The sequence below is a fragment of the Novosphingobium sp. Leaf2 genome, assembly GCF_001421325.1.
Classification (GTDB): Bacteria; Pseudomonadota; Alphaproteobacteria; order Sphingomonadales; family Sphingomonadaceae; genus Novosphingobium.
This window is the reverse complement of the sequence record NZ_LMJY01000006.1, coordinates 79,909-99,223: the sequence shown is the minus strand read 5'-3', so window position 1 is coordinate 99,223 and position 19,315 is coordinate 79,909. Positions and strand designations below refer to the sequence as shown.

15 protein-coding genes are annotated in these 19,315 nt (G+C 65.3%); 6 read left to right on the top strand and 9 right to left on the bottom strand.

Annotated elements, in window-relative coordinates:
- Positions 1 to 25: 25 nt before the first annotated feature.
- From ASE49_RS18915 to ASE49_RS05915, 7 genes are all read right to left on the bottom strand, one after another.
- Complete coding sequence (locus ASE49_RS18915; RefSeq protein WP_442945947.1) at positions 26 to 166, bottom strand: aldehyde dehydrogenase family protein; 141 nt, start codon at positions 164 to 166, stop codon at positions 26 to 28.
- Positions 163 to 264, bottom strand: a complete 102-nt coding sequence (locus ASE49_RS18650) for an aldehyde dehydrogenase family protein (RefSeq protein WP_235522860.1) — start codon at positions 262 to 264, stop codon at positions 163 to 165. Before ASE49_RS18650 ends, ASE49_RS18915 begins: the two co-directional genes overlap by 4 nt.
- 1 nt (position 265) lies before the next feature.
- A partial coding sequence (locus ASE49_RS05935) for an aldehyde dehydrogenase family protein (protein ID WP_235522859.1) occupies positions 266 to 1,523 on the bottom strand: 1,258 nt, incomplete at its 3' end.
- Positions 1,520 to 2,671 carry an FAD-dependent monooxygenase gene (locus tag ASE49_RS05930; protein ID WP_056769321.1) on the bottom strand — a complete coding sequence of 384 codons (1,152 nt, stop codon included), beginning with the start codon at positions 2,669 to 2,671 and terminating at the stop codon, positions 1,520 to 1,522. The genes ASE49_RS05935 and ASE49_RS05930, both read right to left, overlap by 4 nt.
- Positions 2,672 to 2,673: 2 nt before the next feature.
- The gene (locus tag ASE49_RS05925; RefSeq protein ID WP_235522858.1) at positions 2,674 to 3,534 is read right to left on the bottom strand and encodes a polysaccharide deacetylase family protein; all 861 of its coding nucleotides are present in this window, start codon (positions 3,532 to 3,534) and stop codon (positions 2,674 to 2,676) included.
- A 193-nt stretch (positions 3,535 to 3,727) separates the two neighbouring features.
- Positions 3,728 to 5,221 (bottom strand): flavin monoamine oxidase family protein, encoded by a 1,494-nt coding sequence (locus tag ASE49_RS05920; RefSeq protein ID WP_056769318.1) that lies wholly within the window; start codon positions 5,219 to 5,221, stop codon positions 3,728 to 3,730.
- A 101-nt stretch (positions 5,222 to 5,322) separates the two neighbouring features.
- A complete protein-coding gene (locus ASE49_RS05915; protein WP_056769316.1) occupies positions 5,323 to 6,285 on the bottom strand; it encodes a hypothetical protein in 963 nt (320 codons plus the stop codon).
- 115 nt (positions 6,286 to 6,400) lie between these two features.
- On the opposite strand from ASE49_RS05915, the gene ASE49_RS05910 reads away from it, so the two are divergent.
- Together ASE49_RS05910 and ASE49_RS05905 are read left to right on the top strand one after the other, a co-directional pair.
- A complete protein-coding gene (locus ASE49_RS05910) occupies positions 6,401 to 8,209 on the top strand; it encodes a diguanylate cyclase (protein WP_056769314.1) in 1,809 nt (602 codons plus the stop codon).
- Positions 8,210 to 8,288: 79 nt separating this feature from the next.
- Complete coding sequence (locus tag ASE49_RS05905; RefSeq protein WP_056769312.1) at positions 8,289 to 9,176, top strand: LysR family transcriptional regulator; 888 nt, start codon at positions 8,289 to 8,291, stop codon at positions 9,174 to 9,176.
- Positions 9,177 to 9,265: 89 nt separating this feature from the next.
- Here the strand turns inward: ASE49_RS05905 and ppdK are convergent, their stop codons facing one another.
- Entirely contained in the window at positions 9,266 to 11,944 is a 2,679-nt protein-coding gene (ppdK, locus tag ASE49_RS05900; protein ID WP_056769310.1) for a pyruvate, phosphate dikinase, read from the bottom strand.
- 458 nt (positions 11,945 to 12,402) lie between these two features.
- Here ppdK and ASE49_RS05895 point away from each other — a divergent pair, with 458 nt between their 5' ends.
- On the top strand, positions 12,403 to 14,667 hold the full coding sequence (locus ASE49_RS05895; RefSeq protein ID WP_056769308.1) for an FdhF/YdeP family oxidoreductase: 2,265 nt from the start codon (positions 12,403 to 12,405) through the stop codon (positions 14,665 to 14,667).
- Positions 14,668 to 14,676: 9 nt separating this feature from the next.
- On the opposite strand, the gene ASE49_RS05890 is transcribed toward ASE49_RS05895, so the two are convergent.
- Positions 14,677 to 16,308, bottom strand: coding sequence for a Na+/H+ antiporter (locus ASE49_RS05890; protein ID WP_056769306.1), 1,632 nt, complete (start codon positions 16,306 to 16,308; stop codon positions 14,677 to 14,679).
- Between the two features lie 158 nt (positions 16,309 to 16,466).
- Between ASE49_RS05890 and ASE49_RS05885 the strand changes: the two genes are divergently transcribed.
- The 3 genes from ASE49_RS05885 to ASE49_RS05875 all read left to right on the top strand — a co-directional run bounded on the left by ASE49_RS05885 (position 16,467) and on the right by ASE49_RS05875 (position 19,192).
- Positions 16,467 to 17,090 (top strand): TetR/AcrR family transcriptional regulator, encoded by a 624-nt coding sequence (locus tag ASE49_RS05885; protein ID WP_056769305.1) that lies wholly within the window; start codon positions 16,467 to 16,469, stop codon positions 17,088 to 17,090.
- Between the two features lie 450 nt (positions 17,091 to 17,540).
- Positions 17,541 to 17,924, top strand: a complete 384-nt coding sequence (locus ASE49_RS05880) for a hypothetical protein (protein WP_056769302.1) — start codon at positions 17,541 to 17,543, stop codon at positions 17,922 to 17,924.
- Positions 17,921 to 19,192, top strand: coding sequence for an efflux RND transporter periplasmic adaptor subunit (locus ASE49_RS05875; protein WP_235522857.1), 1,272 nt, complete (start codon positions 17,921 to 17,923; stop codon positions 19,190 to 19,192). Before ASE49_RS05880 ends, ASE49_RS05875 begins: the two co-directional genes overlap by 4 nt.
- Positions 19,193 to 19,315 lie beyond the last annotated feature (123 nt).

Genomic DNA, 19,315 nt, shown 5'->3' with positions numbered 1-19,315 from the left:
TTGATCCGATGCCCGGCCGCCGCGTTTACACCACCGCGCAGACCGTCTTCCACTCAAGGTAGTTTTCCAGCGCCTGCCGTCCGCTGTCCCGACCCCAACCAGACTGCTTCACGCCACCGATGGCCAACCCTGTTCCGATGGGGCACGCGTGACGGTAGCGGGTCACAGCCTTGCGGTGACGGCTTTGGTTTCGAGGTAGCCGTCGAGGCCTTCCTTGCCGAATTCGCGGCCCCAGCCTGACTGGCCGTAGCCGCCGAACGGGATNCGCCATCAGTTGCGCCAGTTCCGGGATCTACCGCCATCACCGGGCCGAAGATTTCCTCGCGCACCAGCGCCATGTCGGGCCGGCAATCGGTGTAGATCGTGGGCTGCACGAAGTTGCCGGGCCGGTCGAGCCGCGCGCCGCCGGCCACCAGCGTGGCCCCGCTTTCCCGCGCGCCCTCGATGTAGCCCATCACCTTGGCGGTGTGGGCATCCGAGATCATCGGTCCCTGCATCGTCGCCGGGTCCAGCCCGTGGCCCAGGGTCATCGCGCCGGCGAACGCCGCGAGCCCGGCGACGAGCTCGTCATGGATGTCGGCGTGGGCGAAGATGCGCGTGCCGGCCATGCAGTTCTGGCCCTGCAGGAAGAACGTTGCCATCGCCACGCCCGGGATCGCCAGCGACAGATCGGCGTCCGGCATGATCACCACCGGGCTCTTGCCGCCCAGTTCCAGGCTGACCTTCTTGAGATTGCCCAGCGCGGCCGAGACGATCCGGCGCCCGGTCGCGGTCGAGCCGGTGAACGAGACCTTGTCGATCCCCGGATGCGCGGCGATCGCCGCCCCGGCTTCGGCGCCAAGGCCGTTGACGATGTTGACGACGCCGGCCGGGAAGCCGGCATCGAGCACCATCTGGCCCAGCGCCAGCACCGACAGCGGAGTTTCCTCCGACGGCTTGAGGATGACCGTGCAGCCCGCCGCCAGCGCCGGTGCGAGCTTCAGGATCGCGGTGGAGAGCGGGACGTTCCACGGCACGATCTGGCCCACCACCCCCACCGGCTCGCGCAAGGTGTAGGTCAGCGCCTCGGTTTCGGTGGCGATGTGGCGCGGCGGAGCGGTGGTCGTCCCCTCGATCCGCATGATCGCGCCAGCATAGTAGTCGATCATCTCGACGCAGTTGGCGGTGGTGAGGCCGGCGATAAAACCCGGCATGCCGTTGTCGAGGATGTCGAGCTGGGTCAGCAGCGTGGCGTGCTGTTCCATGATCCGGGCGAGCCGGTGCATCAGCGCGGTGCGTTCCGCCACCGTCATCCGGCTCCACGGGCCATCGAAGGCACGGCGTGCGGCGATGACCGCCCGGTCGACCTCGGCCGCGCCACCGGTCTGGACACGGGTGAGTTCAAGCCCCGTGGCCGGGTCCGTAACCGCAAGCTCGCCGCTGCCTTCCACCCATGCGCCGCCGATCAGCAGTTGGTGAGTGGAGGCCAGGAAGGCCTGCGTTTCGGGCGCGATGGCGTGGCCGTCGAAGGGGAGCGCGCTCATACCGGCACCGTGCGGCAGTCGTACGTGAACAGGCCCAGCGATTCCTCGTCCTTCATGCCTTCCAGGCCGAAGAAGTCGGTGTCCTGGCCCTGCATCCGGTCCGCGTTGGCGTTGCTCTCGGCCTGGATGAAGGTGGCGCGTTCGTGGCGGGCGGCCTCGTAGCGCTGGAGACCCTCGGCAATGCTGGCAGAGGCCCCCAGCGCCCTGGCAAGCACCACCGCGTCCTCGATGCCGCAGGCCGCCCCGTGGCCCAGGAACGGCGTCATCGCGTGGGCGGCATCGCCGATCAGGGTGACGGTGTCCTCGATGATCCAGCCGGGCAGCGCAGTGCGCGCATTGATCGCCCACTTGTACATCGGCTGCTGGCAGGCCGCATCGATAAGCGTGCGCGCATCGTCGCACCAGCCGGCATAGACCTGGCGCACTTCGCGCGGGTCGACCGGCGTCGTCCAGCCTTCCTCGTTCCAGCCGTCCTGCCGGGAAAAGAACACCAGGTTCATCGCGGTGGCGCCACGGATGTTATAGCGCGTGATCATCGCGCCGGGCCCGATGATGATGCCCGGAAAGTCCGACAGTTCCTGCAGTTCGGGCGTCACCGGCACCAGGCAGCGCCACGCGACGTGGCCTGTGAAGTGCGGCGGGGTCGTCTCGAACCGCGCGCGGATCACCGACTTCACGCCGTCCGCGCCCACGATCAGGTCGCCGCTCACGGTGGACCCGTCTACCAGCGTCACGGTACTGCCCTGGCTGGACACCACGCCCGCGTTAGTGCGCAAGTCCACCCCTGCGCGCCGGGCCGCGCCCACGAGGACTTCGTGCAGATCGGCGCGGTGGATCGTCACGTACGGGGCGCCGTACCTGGCGCGCTGGTCCGAACGGTCCTTGGCAACGATGGTCCGCCCGTCCTGCCAGTGCTGGATGCGCTGGCGCGCAGGCTCGACCCCGGCGCTGGCGACCGCCTCGCACACGCCGATGAAATCGAGGCCCTTCATCGCGTTGGGCGACAGCGTGACGCCTGCCCCGATCTCGCCAAATTCGCGCGCGCTTTCCAGCAGCGTGACCGCGAACCCTTCCTGCGCCAGTGCCGCGGCGGCGGTCATTCCCGCGATGCCGCCACCCACCACTACGATCGTTTCGGTACGCGCCACAATCAGCTCTTTGCCTCAAGCTGGCCGGGGATGTGGTCCTCGTGGTTCTCCAGATACCATGCCGCGATCTCCTCGCGCGTCGCCCACCAGACGCCGGGCAGCGACTTGGCATGTTCGATGAACTCGCGCAGCGCGCGCACCCGGTGCGCGCGGCCCGAGACGTGGGGGTGCAGGCCCACGTTCATGATCCGCCCGGTCTTGGCGCCTTCGGCATACAGAACGTCAAGTTCTTCGATCAGCGCATCGCGGAACTGGTCTGTCGTGAAGTTCTTGCGGGTGATGAACGTGAAGTCGTTGATCTCGTTCGAATAGGGCACCGAGACGATCGGGCCGTGCGGCGTGCGCAGCAGGAACGGCTGGTCGTCGTTCATGATGTCGCAGTAAAAGGTGCAGCCCTGCTCGGCCAGGATGTCCGCCGTCTGCATCGTGCCGCGCAGCGAGGACGACAGCCAGCCCTTCGACTTGCGCCCCGTGTATTTCTCGAACTGGTCGAGCGAGCGCAGCACGATGTCGCGCTCCTTCTCGGGCTGGTGCGCGAAGTTGGTCAGCAGTTCGCCCTGCTCCCAGTTGTGCGTCAGCAGTTCCCAGCCGCGCTCCAGCACCGCATCGGTCATCGCCCGGCGCCGCTCGAACGTCACCGCATTGGTGGTGCAGCTGGCCGGCACGCCCAGTTCATCGAACAGGTCGAACAGCCGCCAGATCCCCACCCGCTGCCCGTATTCGCGCCACGTGAAGTTGGGAAAGTCCGGCGTGTTGCCCGGAAGCACGTCAGGCAGGATCGCCGGCCCGCCCGCGTAATACGGCTTGTCCGTATCCTTCGTCAGATCCCACGTCTCCAGATTGAACGTCAGAATCAGCGCCACCCGCGCCCCATTCGGCCACCGCAAAGCCCCCCGATGCGGCAAAGGAACGTAATCGTATTCCATAGAAAGGCTCTCACTCGCGGCTGACAGTTTTACCATGCCCTGTTCCGGCATCCCTTCCCCGGTTCTGCGCGCAATTGTCCGCCGTGCGAACAGCGACAGCCATCAGAAACCGGGGACGTTCATGGCGGCGTTACGAGATCACTTCAAGCACGACCCGTTCGCTCGATTCCAGCGCGCCTTCCAGCCCGCGCGCACCGGTAGCCGTGTGCTCGCCCGCGAAGAACAGGTTGCCCGCAGGTTTGGCGATGTCTGCCATCCACTTCACCTGACCCGGTGCCAGATAAGAGAAATCGCCTACGTTGAAGCGTTCCTGCGACCAGCTGAAATAGGAGTGTGCGCGCAGCTTGCCCTTGGTAGCCGGGCGCAGTGCCTCGATTCGTGCAACGATCAGCGCCTTGGCGTTTTCGGCGCCAAGAAGGTCCCAGTAATCCGCCAGGTTGCCCCGCGCCTGCACGATGAAACCCGTGATCTGCTGGGGATCCTCACCGTATCGCTGGGGAATGACGTTGCCCAGCACGCCGTCAGTCCACATGCCGGGGGCAAGTTTGTCCTGCTCCCAGAACGGGGTATCGGCGGTGAGGAACACCATCGAAATCGGCTGATAGCCAAGCTGCGCCACTGCTTCGGCCTGCAGTCCATTCAGCCCCGGCTCTATCGCCACGTTGCGCAGGGTGGAAAACGGCAGCGTGCAGATGACCTTGGGCGCGGAGAAGACGGACCCGTCCTTGCAGTGCACGGTTACCCGGCTGCCCGCGTCACCACCTTGTGTGATCGCCACAACTTCACGGCCAAGCAGCACGTCGCCCTTGAGCTGTTTGGCCAGGGCCTGTGCCATCAGCAGATTACCGCCCTTGACTGCGAACGATTTGGGCCCTGCCGCGATCTGCGCTTTCACGAAACCATCGTTGTATTCGCTCATCAGCGCCGAAACGTCGTAGGCGTTGCGCCCATAGTAAGGCGCGATGTCGTAGGCCAGATGGATCGCCTTGTCCGAAAGACCCTGCTGCTTGAGGAAATCGTGCAGCGAAATGTCCAGCGGCGCGCTAACCGGGTCGGCCCACGCGTTCCAGTCCTTGAGACGTGTCTTTTGCGCCACCAGCATGGCCGCGAGTTCGCCAGGCATCGCAGTCTTCAGCGCGTCGGGAAACGGGTTGCCGGGAAACTTCGCCCATTCGTCCCGCGTGAAAGCCTGGTTGCCGATGTACAGCAGGGGCGGCGGACCGATCCGATAGCGTGAACCCACTTCCTGCATGGTAACGCCGGCACGCGTGGCCACATCCAGCCCGCGCCCATAGCCCTCACCCATCGAGTTGAAGCCCATCTCGGGGTATCCCGGCTGATCCAGCAGCGTCATGATCCGCCCGCCCACGCGGTCCCGGCCTTCGATGATGGCGACCTTGAGGCCCTGCTCTTCGAGCATGTGCGAGGCTTGCAGGCCCGATATGCCGGCACCCAGGATCAGCACGTCGGGCTCGCCGGCCTGGCGCGCGGCCGCCTTGGCCACGGGTTTGGTTCCGGCGCCGGGACGGGTCTTTGTTGCCGCCAGCAAGGGCGTGCTGGCCGCCATCGCGCCTAGACCAAGGGTTGCCGCGCCAAGGGCGAACCTGCGCCTGTCCATCGCCATGCTCCGTCGATCCTTCAGTTATTCAAGGATGCTACATCACAGGATACACGCGGCGGGCAAAGAGGCTTGGCTTCACCATCTGGCGGATAACGCGCGGGGTGTCACCGCCCCTGCAGTTCCAGCATCTCGAACCGGGCGCCCCACGCGGTGGTTGCGCAAAGGCCGCGCACCTGCCCATAGGGCGCCCACTCGAACACCACAACGGGACTGACCTTGGCACCGGCGGCGGCAAGCGCTTGGGCCTTTTCGTCCAGGTTGGTGACTGGCAGACGCAGCGATGCCCACCCACGGCCCGGTGGCGCGGCATGGGAAAAATCGTGGCCGGCGCAGCCGAAGGCGATGATCTCCACCGACCCCTCCATCCGGCCGTGGGGATGATAAATACCGATACGCATGTCGATGCCGCTTGCCAGTCCCACCGGAAGGCCCATGCAATTTCCGCCGTCCGCACGCCCGGCCGGGCTGCTGGTTTCCTGCACGGGCTGCCATCCCAGCCCGTCGAGGAAGAACGCGCGCGCGGCATCGAAATCGGCGACCACCTGGGTGGAATTGAACACCCACGAAGCCGGCCCCGAAATCGTCTCGTACCCCGCCAATGGCGGATGCACCCGCTCCATGAGCGCGATGCACAGACCGTCCGCATCCTTTTCCACCACCTCACGCACCGCCAGCGGGCCGAAGTCCCAGTCGATGATCGGTGCCGGGCTGACAAATCCAGCGTCGCGAAACGCACCATGCAGGCTGTCGATGTCACGCAGCGCGCGGATGTTGATGTCGAAGATCCCGCCGGCGTCCCAAGCCTGAGCGCCATCGCGCATGGGCGATGCAGCCGGCCCGTCAAGCGTGACCAGGCGGATCGCGCCGCGACCGGCATCGGGATGCGCGAGCAGGATGTCCCGGCCACTCCGGTCGCCGCCTAGGCCAAGCAACGCCAAGGCGCCTGCCGCGACCGGGCCGCTGTGGCGACGCTGATAGCCCGTTGCGGCACACACCCGGCTGGCGCTCACCTCGCAGTCGGCGACGATGCCGACGATTTCCTCGAATCCGTTGTCTATCGCGATCATCACTCACTTCTGGCGCGCTTTCGCCGACGCCCAAACGCCAACATCGCAACGATCCGACCAGCGGTCAGCACGCTTGCGTACAAAAAAGTAACCATCATCGTCTAACGCTGCTCTCATGCGCATCGCGACGATCACGAACTGGGCCTACGGGGCCACCGTCTGCCTGACCCTTGCCGCCGGGGCGACTATGTTCATGGCCTCCAACGCCGATCGCGAAGAGCGCGCCGCAGTCAGTCAGCGGGACCAGTTCGATGAACTGGCGTTCGAACTGGAAAGCGACATCGCCCAGCTGACCGACCAGGCGCGCCTGTTCGCGGTGTCCGGCGATCCCAGCCACGCGATCGCGTACGACAGGGTCCTTGCGGATATCGGCCCGGTGGAGCAGCGGCTGACCCGCCTGCGCGATGCCGGAGCGAACGCCGTGGAGCTGCGCTCGCTGCACGAAGGCTTGCGGCAGGCAGAGACCTTGCAGGACGAACAACAGGCTGCGATCGCTGCCATGCGCCAAGGTGACGATGCCACGGCGCGAAAGATCGTGTTCGGGCCGGAATACGAGCGCGAACTGGAACGCGCGCATTTCCTGCTTGGCCGGTTCCGCTACATGCTCGACCAGCGCTCGGACGAGGTGATCCGCAAGGCCAGCGAAGCGTCGCAGCAATTGCGGTCCGTGTCGGAGGTCACGGTTTCCATCACCGCGATCCTGTTCCTGTTCGTGCTGGGTTTCATACTGAAACGCCGGATACTGCGCCCGGTCGTCACGCTCAGCGACGTGGTGAGCCGTTTGGCCGAGCAGGATTATGATGTCCAGCCGCCGGTATTCTCGCACGTCGATGAAATCGGCGACATGGCGCACGCCATCCGCATTTTCCGCGAAAACGGTCTGGAGCGCCAGCGCCTGGAACGCGAACGCGATGCCGACTGGGCAGTGCGCGATCTGCTCGCCCGCATGACGCAGCGCCTGCAGGGGTGCGAATCTGTAGACGATCTGTACGAAGTGGTGGGGATCTTCGCCCCCCGGATCGCGCCGCATCTGGCGGGGCGTCTCTATACGCTGGACGCGCGGCTGGGGCTGATGGTCTGCAACGCGCGCTGGCTCGGCCCGCAAGGCAGCGACGCGAGCTTAGATCCCGACGATTGCTGGGCGCTGCGCCGCGGGCAGATCCACAGTCCCGGCGCGGCGCTCGACGATGTACCCTGCCGGCACGTCGCCACCGATGCGCGCCCGGCTACGATCTGCGTGCCGCTGACCGCGCAGGGCGAGACGATCGGCCTGCTGGCTTTGGAAAACCTGAATGGAACCAGCGCGCCCGACGCGTCCACGGCGATCTACATAGAACTGATGTCCGAAACGATCGGGCTGGCGCTGGCGAACCTCAACTTGCGCGCAGAACTGCACGAAAAAGCGCTGTTCGATCCCTTGACCGGCCTGCGCAACCGCCACGATCTGAGCGACGTGCTGGGCCGGTTGGTGGTGGCCGCCGATGCGGCGGGGCGCACGCTGGCCTGTCTGATGATGGACATCGATCTGTTCAAGCGTCTGAACGACCAGTTCGGCCACGATGCCGGCGATCTCGTGATCCGGGCTGTCGCGGGCGTTCTTGCCAGCGCGATCCGCGACGACGACTTGGTATTCCGCTATGGCGGCGAGGAATTCCTGATGCTGATGCCGGGGCTGGACGAGCCGCGCGCGCTGGAACGGGTCAGCCAGATCCAGGCGCGCATTGCCGCGCTTGATCTGGTGCACGACGGGCACGCGCTGGGCGCCGTCACCATCTCGATGGGCCTTGCGATCTATCCCGATCACGGGCCGGCGCAGTCTCTCATCGCGACGGCGGACGCCGCACTGATGCGAGCCAAGGAGGCCGGACGGGACCGGGTGGTGGTCGCCAATCGCCGGAAGGGCGATGTGCCCGCCCCGGCATAAGCCGGCTCGCCTGGCCGGCCTTCATCCGATAAAGCAGGCGCCATGATCGCTTCTGCCCCTGCCAGCGTGTGACTAACCGATGCTGAACCTCACCACGCTCCAACTGTTCATCCGGGTGGCAGAACTTGGCAGCCTGTCACGCGCGGCGCAAAGCGCGAACCTTGCGATCGGTGCGATCAGCCGGCGCCTGACGCAGATGGAAGAGGAACTGGGCGTGCCGCTGCTGGTGCGCAACGGACGCGGGGTCAGCGTGACGCCGGCGGGCGAGGCTCTGCTGGCCCACGCGCACCGCATCATGCGCGAGGTGGGTGCAACCGTTTCGGACTTGTCCGACTATGCGCAAGGGCTGAAAGGCAGCGTCGATATATTGGCTTGCACGTCGGCGGTGGCGCAATTCCTGCCGGCGGACCTGGCGGCGTTTGGAGCGACGCAGCAGAAGATCCGCCTCAACATCCAGGAGGCGCACAGCGCGGATATCGTCAGCCGGCTGCGCAGCGGCAGCGGCGGGCTGGGTGTAGTCGTCGCCGAGCCAGGCCTCACCGGCCTGCAAAGCTGGCAATACCGGCGCGACCGGCTGGCGGTTGTGGCGCTGCCCCATGTCCTGTTCGGCATGCAGTCCGTGCGTTTTCAGGCGCTGGCTGACATGGAGTTCGTGCAGATGGGGCACGAAACCGCGAACACGCGATTGCTGATGCGAGCAGCGGAGGAGCAGGGCTGGCCGCTTCGCCTGCGCGCTGCCGTGGACAGCTACGATACGGTCTGCCGGATGATCCAGGCGGGATTCGGCATCGGTATCCTGCCGCGCGAGGCCGCGCTCCATTTCGTGAGCGCGATGGGCCTCAAGCTGGTGGAGCTGGATGAACCTTGGGCGGAACGCCAGCTGCTGCTGGTGGCCGACGCCGCCGCCGTGGACGGCTCGACCCGGCTCCTGCTGGATTTTCTGATGGCGCGCGCGACAGCACGCTAGGCGGCGGGAAGCGCAGGGTTAACCGCACTTCCCGCCGGGCAGGCCATTACCGCATCGCTCCTCCTCGACGCAGCCATGGCCCGCCGGTTCTAGCGCGCGTTCAACACCGCCTGCGCGGCTGCAAGGCGAGCGATCGGCACGCGATAAGGCGAGGCGGAAACGTAATCGAGCCCGGTCTTTTCACAGAACGCGATGGAGGCCGGATCGCCGCCGTGCTCGCCGCAGATGCCCAGCTTGATACCGGGGCGCGTGGCGCGGCCACGCTCGGCCGCCAGTTCGATCAGTTCGCCCACACCTTCCACGTCGATGCTCACGAAGGGATCGCGCGCGAAGATGCCTTTTTCCACATACTGGCCCAAGAACCGGCTGGCATCGTCGCGGCTGATGCCGATGGTGGTCTGAGTCAGGTCGTTAGTGCCGAACGAGAAGAACTCACCCACCTCGGCAATTTCGCCGGCCTTGAGCGCGGCGCGCGGCAGTTCGATCATGGTGCCGACAAGGTATTCCACCGTGGCGCTCTTTTCCGCGAACACTTCAGCCGCAACCCGGTCGACGATCGCCTTCATCAGTTCCAACTCCTTGCGGGTGGCGACGAGGGGGATCATCACTTCGGGGATCGGCGCGTCGCCGCTCTTTTCCTTCACGGCCAGCGCCGCTTCGAAAATGGCGCGCGCCTGCATTTCGTAGATTTCCGGATACGTCACCCCAAGGCGGCAGCCGCGATGACCCAGCATCGGGTTGAATTCGTGCAGTTCGCCCGCCCGGCGCTTGAGCGTTTCGACGGTAACGTTCGCGGCCCGCGCCACTTCCTCGAACTCGGCATCGCCGTGCGGCAGGAATTCGTGCAGCGGGGGATCGAGCAGTCGGATCGTGACCGGCAGGCCCGCCATGACCTCGAAGATTTCGGTGAAATCCTTGCGCTGTTCGGGCAGCAACCGGGCCAGCGCGGCGCGGCGACCGGCCTCGCTGTCCGCCAGGATCATCTCACGCACCGCGGTGATGCGGGCGGCATCGAAGAACATGTGTTCGGTGCGGCACAGCCCCACACCCTCCGCGCCGAATTCGCGCGCGGTGCGGCAGTCCTGCGGGGTTTCGGCGTTGGCGCGAATGCGCAGGCGGCGCACTTTGTCCGCCCAGACCATCAGGGTGCCGAAATCGCCGGCCAGTTCAGGCTGCACGGTGGCAACTTCGCCGGCCATCACTTCGCCGGTCGAGCCATCGATGGTGACGATATCGCCTTCGTTCAGCACGCGGCCCTCGATACGCACCGTGCGCGCCGCATTGTCGATCGACAAGCTGCCCGCACCCGATACGCAAGGGCGGCCCATGCCACGCGCCACCACGGCCGCGTGGCTGGTCATGCCGCCGCGTGCGGTCAGAATGCCGCGCGCCGCGTGCATGCCGTGAATGTCTTCGGGCGACGTTTCCACGCGCACCAGGATCACCGCCTTGCCCAGTTCGGCCAGCTTTTCGGCGGTGTCGGCATCCAGCACGATCGCGCCCGATGCCGCGCCGGGCGATGCCGGCAGACCCTTGGTCAGCACATCGCGCGACGCCTTGGGGTCAAGCGTAGGGTGCAGCAGCTGGTCAAGCGCGGCGGGATCGACGCGCGATACAGCCTCTTCCTGGGTGATGAGGCCTTCTTCAGCCATGTCCACCGCGATCTTGAGCGCGGCTTTGGCGGTGCGCTTGCCGGAACGGGTCTGCAGCATCCACAGCTTGTTCTGCTGCACCGTGAATTCTATATCCTGCATGTCGCGGTAGTGCGTTTCCAGGATGTCGAACACGCGCGCCAGTTCGCCGTAGGTTTCCGGCATCGCCTCTTCCATCGAAAGCGGCTTGGCCCCGGCGCGCTCCCGCGCTGCCTTGGTCAGGTATTGCGGGGTGCGGATACCCGCCACCACGTCCTCGCCTTGCGCATTGATCAAGTATTCGCCGTAATATGCATTCTCGCCAGTGGCCGGGTCGCGGGTGAAGGCAACGCCGGTTGCGGACGTCTCGCCCATGTTGCCGAACACCATCGCCTGCACGTTGACCGCCGTACCCCATTCACCGGGGATAGAGTTGAGGCGGCGATAGACTTTGGCGCGGTCCGACTGCCAGCTTCCGAATACTGCACTGATCGCGCCCCACAGTTGATCATGCACGTCTTGCGGGAAAGGCTTGTTCCAAAGTTTTTCCACCAGCGCCTTATATTCGCCGACCAGGGCTTTCCAGTCCGCCGCGGTGAGGTCGGTGTCGAGGTCGTAGCCCTTGTCTTCCTTGGCGATCTCCAGCGCTTCCTCGAACGCGCCGTGATCGAGTTCGAGCACCACGTCGGCATACATTTGGATGAACCGGCGATAGCTGTCCCATGCGAAACGTTCGTCACCCGATGTCGCGGCCAGGCCCTCCACCGTCTCGTCGTTGAGACCAAGGTTCAGCACCGTGTCCATCATACCGGGCATCGAAATGCGCGCGCCGGAACGGACCGACACCAGCAATGGATCAGCCGGGTTGCCGAAAGTCTTGCCCGTCACCTTCTCGATGTGCGCGATTCCGTTGGCCACCTCGGCGGACAGGCTTTCAGGATAGGCGCCACCTTCTTCGTAATACCGGGTGCACATGGCGGTGGTGATCGTGAAGCCCGGGGGAACCGGCAGGCCGATCGCGGCCATGCCATCGAGGTTGGCGCCCTTGCCGCCCAGAAGATTGCGGTCACCTTTGCCGCCATCGTCAACGCCGCCACCAAAGCGGTAGACATAGCGCGTATCGGTCAAAACGGTCATGATGGCAAAACCTTCCCAAGCGCGGCGCCCACGGCAGCAAGTGCCAGGACAGCCGTATATCGTGATCGTGATGCCAGCAGTTTACGCCCGGCGCCATCGATAAATATGGAATGGCGTTTTCACATAATGTGAAATCCGGTGACTATAACGGCGAGCGAATAGCCCTCGTCAATGCGCATTGTGCACAAAAGGCATCAATAATTGCGTTTTTGACAATTGCGCCGCACCGCACCATGACGCATACGGAAAGCGCCTTTCAGGCATCCTCTCCCAAAACTTCACAAGCCGGCCTTCGGGCCGGCTTTTCTTTTGCCCGCCGCGTGTGTGTGCCTGGCGCCCCAGTAATTTGTTGGCACCGTGAACACACATACCGTACCGTGCGTTACGAGGAATGACACAAAAGCGGCGCTGGCATCGGGTAGCATGCGCGCGTTCGGCCCGACGGTGAAAGGTATACCATGAGCGATGAGGCGCAGCCGCGGCATTACAATAAGGCAACCGGTGGCTGGGGTTCGATGGAGGGGATGGCCCGCGTTGAACTGACGACCAAAGCCGGCCCCAGCGCTCTCGCCACCCTCAAAGAGCAGAACAAGCCGGGCGGCTACATGTGCTCATCGTGCGCCTGGGCCAAGCCGCCCGAACCGCACGTCGCCGAGTTCTGCGAAAACGGCGCCAAGGCCACGCTGTGGGACCTGACGCCAAAACGCTGCACCCCGGAATTCTTTGCGACCCATACGGTGAGCGAATTGAAGACCTGGTCGGACTTTGATCTGGAAGACGCTGGCCGGCTGACGCATCCGCTACGGTACGACGCTGCAAGCGACCGCTACCTGCCGGTCAGCTGGGAGACGGCCTTCGCCGCGATCGGCGCTACGCTCAAGCGGCTGGAACCCAAGTCCGTGACGTTCTACGCTTCGGGCAAGGCGGCGCTGGAACCATCGTATCTCTACGCCCTGCTGGCGCGCATGTATGGCAACAACAACCTGCCGGACAGCTCCAACATGTGCCACGAGACGACCTCAGTCGGCCTCAAGAAAGTGCTGGGCTCTCCGGTTGGAACTTGCACGTTCCAGGACTTGGAGAAGTGCGACGCAATCTTCTACATTGGCCAGAACCCCGGCACCAACAGCCCGCGCATCCTGCATCCGCTGAACGATGCGGTGAAGCGGGGCTGCAAGATTGTCGCCTTCAACCCCCTGCGCGAAAAGGGGTTGCTGGAGTTCACCGACCCGCAAAACCCCTGGCAGATGACGCTGGGCAAGCCCACCCAGATAGCGCATCAGTACGTACAGGTCGCGGCCGGCGGCGATATCGCGGCCCTGATGGGCGTGTGCAAGCGGGTGCTGGAACTAGATGCGCAAACCGGCAATGTTCTGGATCGCGCGTTCCTTGACGAACACTGCCACGGCATGGACGACTTCATCGCCAAGGTTCATGCAACGACTTGGGACGAGATTGAGGAGAATTCCGGCGTTTCGCGCGCCGAACTGGAAGCAGCGGGGGATGTCTATGCCCAGGCCAAAAATGTCATCGGCATTTACGGCATGGGCCTGACCCAGCAGGTGCATGGCACCCAGGCCATCGGGATGCTGGTGAACCTGTTGCTGCTGCGCGGCAACATCGGGCGACCCGGTGCCGGCTGTCAGCCGATCCGTGGCCATTCCAACGTGCAGGGCCAGCGCACCGTCGGCATTTCCGAAAAGCCGGAACTTGTTCCGCTGGACAAGCTGCGCGAAATCTTCGGCTTCGACCCACCGACTGAAAAAGGCCATACTACGGTCGAGTTTCTGGAAGCCCTGCTGGATGGCAGCGCCAGAGGCTTCATAGGTCTTGGTGGCAACATTGTGCGCGCGGTTCCCGACCAGTCCCGCTTCGATGGTGCATGGCCTGGCCTGGACATCACCGTCAATATCGCCACGAAGCTCAACCATACCCATCTGCGGCCCGGCAAGGAAAGCTTCCTGCTGCCGTGCCTGGTCCGCGCCGAGGACGACAGGCAGGCCAGCGGCCCCCAGCAGGTGAGCATTGAGGACAGCTTCAGCCACATCTACGGTTCGATCGGTCGCCGCACCCCGGCAAGCGAGCACCTGAAATCCGAGTTGGCGATCATCACCGGCATCGCCAAGGCCACCTTGCCACCGCGCCCAGACTGGGCATGGGATGAATGGACGGCAGACTACGGCAAAGTCCGCGAACTGATCGCGCGCACCTACCCGGATGAGTTTTACGACATGAGCGCGCGGATGGACCAGCCCGGCGGGTTCTATCGCGGCAATCCGGCGCATGATCGCATCTGGAAGACCGAGAGCGGCAGGGCGGAATTCACCGTCCCCACGGTCTTGACCAACAGTGGCCTGACCAAGGCGGCGGGGCGCTTCACGCTGGTAACGCTGCGTTCGAACGACCAGTTCAACACCACGGTCTACGGGTATTCCGATCGTCTGCGCGGGTTGTCCGGCAATCGCATGATCGTGCTGATGAGCCCGGCGGATATGGCGGACATGAAGCTAGCGGACGGCGCTGTGGTCACGTTGGTGACCGACTGCGGCGATGACAGGCGCCGTGCGGTAAGCGGGCTGACGGTCACGCCTTACGACCTGCCGCGCGGGTGTCTGGCCGGGTATTTCCCCGAGCTCAATCCTCTGGTGCCGCTCGATCACCATGACGAGCTGTCGAAGACGCCGGCGGCAAAGGGCGTGCCGGTGCGGATCGAAACATCCTGACCGGGTGGGTCAGCCCAGGATGCGCGCCTCGGTCAAGTCCAGCTCGCGGTTGAGCTTGCGTGCGGTTTCGCTGCCGATGGTGCGGGCGCGCACCATCTGGGCGACTACCGCGCGCTCGGCCCGCACGCCGATTAACCGGAATTCGCGCTGCAGGCGATCGGCGGCGCGCGTTTCGCTGGACTGACGCTCGCCCAGACTGTCGATCCGCTCGCGGTACAGATCCATGACCTGCGCCCCTGCATCAACGTACAGATCCGCCTCGCCATTTTCTTCGGCGAGCGCGTGCTGGCGGTGCTCGATCGCGCGGATGGCCGCTTGCGCCGCATTAACACGCGCGCCTTTTTCTTCCGACTGCCGCGCCGGTTCCGGCGGCATTTCAAGGCCTTTCAGCAGTACCGGCAAAGCAACGCTGGCGATGACGAGCGACACCATGATCACGCCGGCGGCCAGGAAAATCGCCAGGTCGCGGCCGGGAAACGGCGTACCATCGCTCATTGCCAGTGGCAGGGTGAGCACGCCCGCCAGCGTGATGGCGCCGCGCACGCCCGCCACCGACGTTGCCACGATCAACCGCCAGCCCGGGTTATTGACGCTGATGCCCCGGCGCATGTGCCGCAGGATCGTGAGCCGCAACGACGCCCAGACCCAGGCGAAACGCAGCAGGCCAAGCCCGGCCACTATCGCCAGGACATAGAACGCCAGCCACCAGGGATCGCTGTGCCCGGTCAGCGCCACGGTTTGCCTGGCGCTGGCCAGGATCACGGGCAATTGCTCGCCCAGCAGCACGAAAATGATGCCGTTGAGCGCGAACTGCAGCGTGTCCCACACCGAGTTGCGGCGCATGCGCGTGACCGCCATCGTCTGGCGCGAGATTTCGGCGAACGTCATGGTCACCCCCGCGCTTACCGCCGCCAGGATGCCGGATGCGTGCGCGTGCTCGGCCAGAGTGTAGGAGCCGAAGGGGATCAGCAGGCTCACCAGGATCTGCGAGCCGGTATCCTCGCCCCAGCGCTTGGTCACCCAGGCCTTGGCGCGGATCACGGCAATGGTGAAGACCACACCGATCAGCAAACCGGCCCCGGCCACCCACACGAAGCTCAACGCGGCCTGACCGGCCGAGAACGTGCCGGTCAGCGCGGCGGCTACGGCGAAGCGCAGGCACACCAGGCCCGACGCATCGTTCAGCAGCGATTCGCCCTCCAGGATGTGCATCATGCGCTTGGGGATCGGCACGCGCGCGGCGATCGCGGACACCGCGATCGGGTCGGTCGGTGAAACCACGGCGGCGAGCGCGAAGGCGATGGCGAGCGGCATGGCGGGGATCATCCAGTGGATGAAAAACCCCATGCCCACAACGGTGAGCAGCACCAGCCCCAGCGCCAGTTCCACCACCACGACTGCGTCCTTCAGCAATTCGTCCTTGGGAATGCGCCAGCCATCCAGGAACAGCAGCGGGGGCAGGAACAGGAAAAGAAACAGTTCGGGATCGAGGTCCACCCGGTGGGAGGTGGACAGTCCGATCACCGCGCCGAGAAGGATCTGCACCAGCGGGGTGGGGATGGAAAACGGCACCATTCGCGCAATGGCTCCGCTGACCACGACTGCCAGCAGAAGGAAAAGCACGATCGACACGGTATCCAAAACTGCACTCCAAATTACGGCCGGGGCGCGTGCTTTACTGGGTGGACCCGCCGGGCCGCAACCCTGCCGGCGGGATTAAATCGGACCTTTGGCGCGCTGTCATCCATCGGACCCATCCACTGGACTCTGCGCGGGCACACCCCTATATACCGTTCGGTATGAAATGTTCCGCACCTTTGGCGCTGGCGTCCGCAACGCGGGGCCGCCCCCGCGAATTCGATCCCGATCAGGCCCTTGCAGCAGCGCTGCAGGTGTTCTGGCGACGGGGCTACGAAAGCGCGTCGATGGCGGAACTGACCGAGGCGATGGGCATCACCAAGCCCAGCCTGTACGCCTGTTTCGGCAATAAGGAAGCTCTCTTCAAAAAAGCGCTGGACTTGTACGAACGGGACAAGCTGAAATACATCGGCACCGCCCTTGAAGCCAAGACCGCGCACGAAGTGGCCGAGCGTTTGCTGAACTGCGCGCTGGCCACCCACTGCGGCGCCAGCGACCCGCAAGGGTGCCTGGGCGTGATCAGCATGGTAGGCTGCACCGCCGAAGCGGAATCGATCCGCGCCGATGTAGTGGCGCGCCGCGCGTCGTCAGAAGCTGCCGTGGTCCGCCGCTTCGAACAGGCGAAGGCAGACGGCGATCTACCGGAAAGCGTATGCCCTACCAAGCTGGCAAGCTGTTTGATGACGGTGCTGCAGGGCCTGTCGGTAAAAGCGCAAGGCGGGGCCAAGCGTGAGGATCTGCAAGGCGCGATCGACACGTTCCTGACGATGTGGCCACGCCGCTGACATGCGGATCCGGGCGATCGTCCGGTCAAAGCCTGAACTTTCGCCTACATGCGCGTTAAACGCCGGTTCATGCTCTTGAAAAATCTTTTTCGCTTCTAATCTACCGATCGGTACAGAAAGCTGCTTGACGCAGTGCACAAGTGAATATATACCAATCGGTACAGAATGACCTGCCCGAATCGCGCTGATGCAGCGGGACCAGGGTTTCCCTCAACGACCAGCCTGATCGGCTGGACCATTGTCGCATGTGCGGCTGTTGCCCCGGCAACGGCATGCGTGTGACTTTGCCAAACGCCACGGCGGCGCCCCGTTCGGACAGCTTTGTCCGCACGATGCACCGCTGCATCCAGACCCTCCCGGCTGCCCCAAGCCGGGAGTTGCCCCGGTGCGCGCTCTCCCCCCCCTGTCCCTGGGGCGCGCGCCGGGGCTCACCCGCCGGAGTACCGAGCCATGGCATTCATCGATTTTTCAGACGCCGCGTATCAGGCCGTTCCTGCCCTGGCGGCGACCAGCCCGACCGAGACGCTTTCCGCGCTGGAGCGCCGCATCGTGGCACTGGCGCGCAGCGATACGCTGGACACCCTGCGCCCATCGCGCAAGCGGGGCTGGTTTGCCCGGCTGGTGCTGGGCCCCACGCCGCCGTCCGCCATGCTAGCCAACGCGCAGCTGGAAAGCCTGCGCCGCCTGGCCGTGCGGGCCTGGCACCACGGCTATACCCTGCCCGTCTCGGCGCTGCGCGAAGCCCGGCAGGCAGGCTGGAGCGAAGCCAAGATCGGCGCGGTCGTCGACATCATCGGGCGCGAACGCGCGCCCTTTCGGAGGCTGGCTGCGTGAACGTTGCAACCTCGCTGCAAATCCCGGCTGAGTACGCGCCGGATCGGTCCGGCAAAATCGCGCGATCGCGCCGGATGCCGATCGCGGTTGGCGGACTGGCGCTTGTCGCCATCGCGGGGATCGGTTGGGCCATCTTCGGGCGTTCCGAAACCGCCGCCGCCCTGCCCCCGCCAGCGGTGGTGCAGACGGCCCATCCACTGGTGCGCGACGTGACCGAGTGGGACGATTACGTGGGCCGCTTCGCGCCCAGCAAGTCGGTCGACATTCGCCCGCGCGTTTCCGGGGCAATTACCCAAGTGCTGTTCCGTGACGGCGATTACGTGCGGCAGGGCCAGCCGCTGTTTCAGGTCGATCCACGCCCCTATCGCGCCGCTCTGGCCGAAGCTCAGGCCGATGCCGCTTCGGCCCGCGCGGCGCTGGCGCTGGCCCGGTCCGACTATGCCCGCGTGAGCGGCCTCACCGGTGACGAGGCGATGGCTGCCAGCGAAGTGGACAGCCGCCGTGCCCGCGTCCGCGCTGCGGAAGCCGCGCTGGCAGCGGCGCAGGCACGGGTTTCGGCGCGCAGTCTGGACATGGGGTTCACCACCGTGCGAGCCCCGATTTCCGGCCGCGTATCGGACCGCAAGGTGGATGCCGGCAATCTCGTGTCCGGCGAAAGCGGCGCGAACGCCACGTTGCTGACGACGATCAACGCCGTGAGCCCCATCTACTTCACCTTCGATGCTTCGGAATCGCTGTTCCTGAAGGCCCAGCGCGACAAGGCCGCTAACCGGGCGCCGTCCGCTGTGGAAGTACGCCTGCAGGACGAGACGGAATATCGCTGGAAAGGCACGCTGGACTTTACCGACAACGGTCTTGATGCCCGGTCCGGCACGATCCGGGTGCGCGCCAGCCTCGACAACGCCGGCGGGTTCCTGACGCCGGGCATGTTCGGCAATATGCGGCTGGCCAACGGCGGCAAAGTGCGGGCCATGCTGGTTCCGGACGAAGCCGTGCGGGCCGACCAGACACGCAAGGTGGTGATGGTCGTCGGCAAAGATGGCACCGTGGCCGGCAGGCCCGTGGACACAGGCCCGCTGGTTGGCAACTTGCGGGTCATTCGTTCGGGTTTGCGCCCGGATGATGCCGTCGTCATTTCCAATTTCCAGGCGGTTGCCGCCGGGGCGAAAGTTCAGGCAAAGCCAGGGCGGATCGCCTCCGACATTCCGGCGCCGTCGGGAGCGCCGGCCCGTACCGAACCGGTAGCAGCGCAAGCAACGCTGGATTGATCCGCCGCGCCCATTGGCGCTGCGCAACCTTACGAACGCACCAGACCTCCCGCGCCAACCGGCGCGCCGGAACACCTGCGACCGGGGATGTCCCGCCGGGCTTTCGACGCGCGCCTTCAAGGG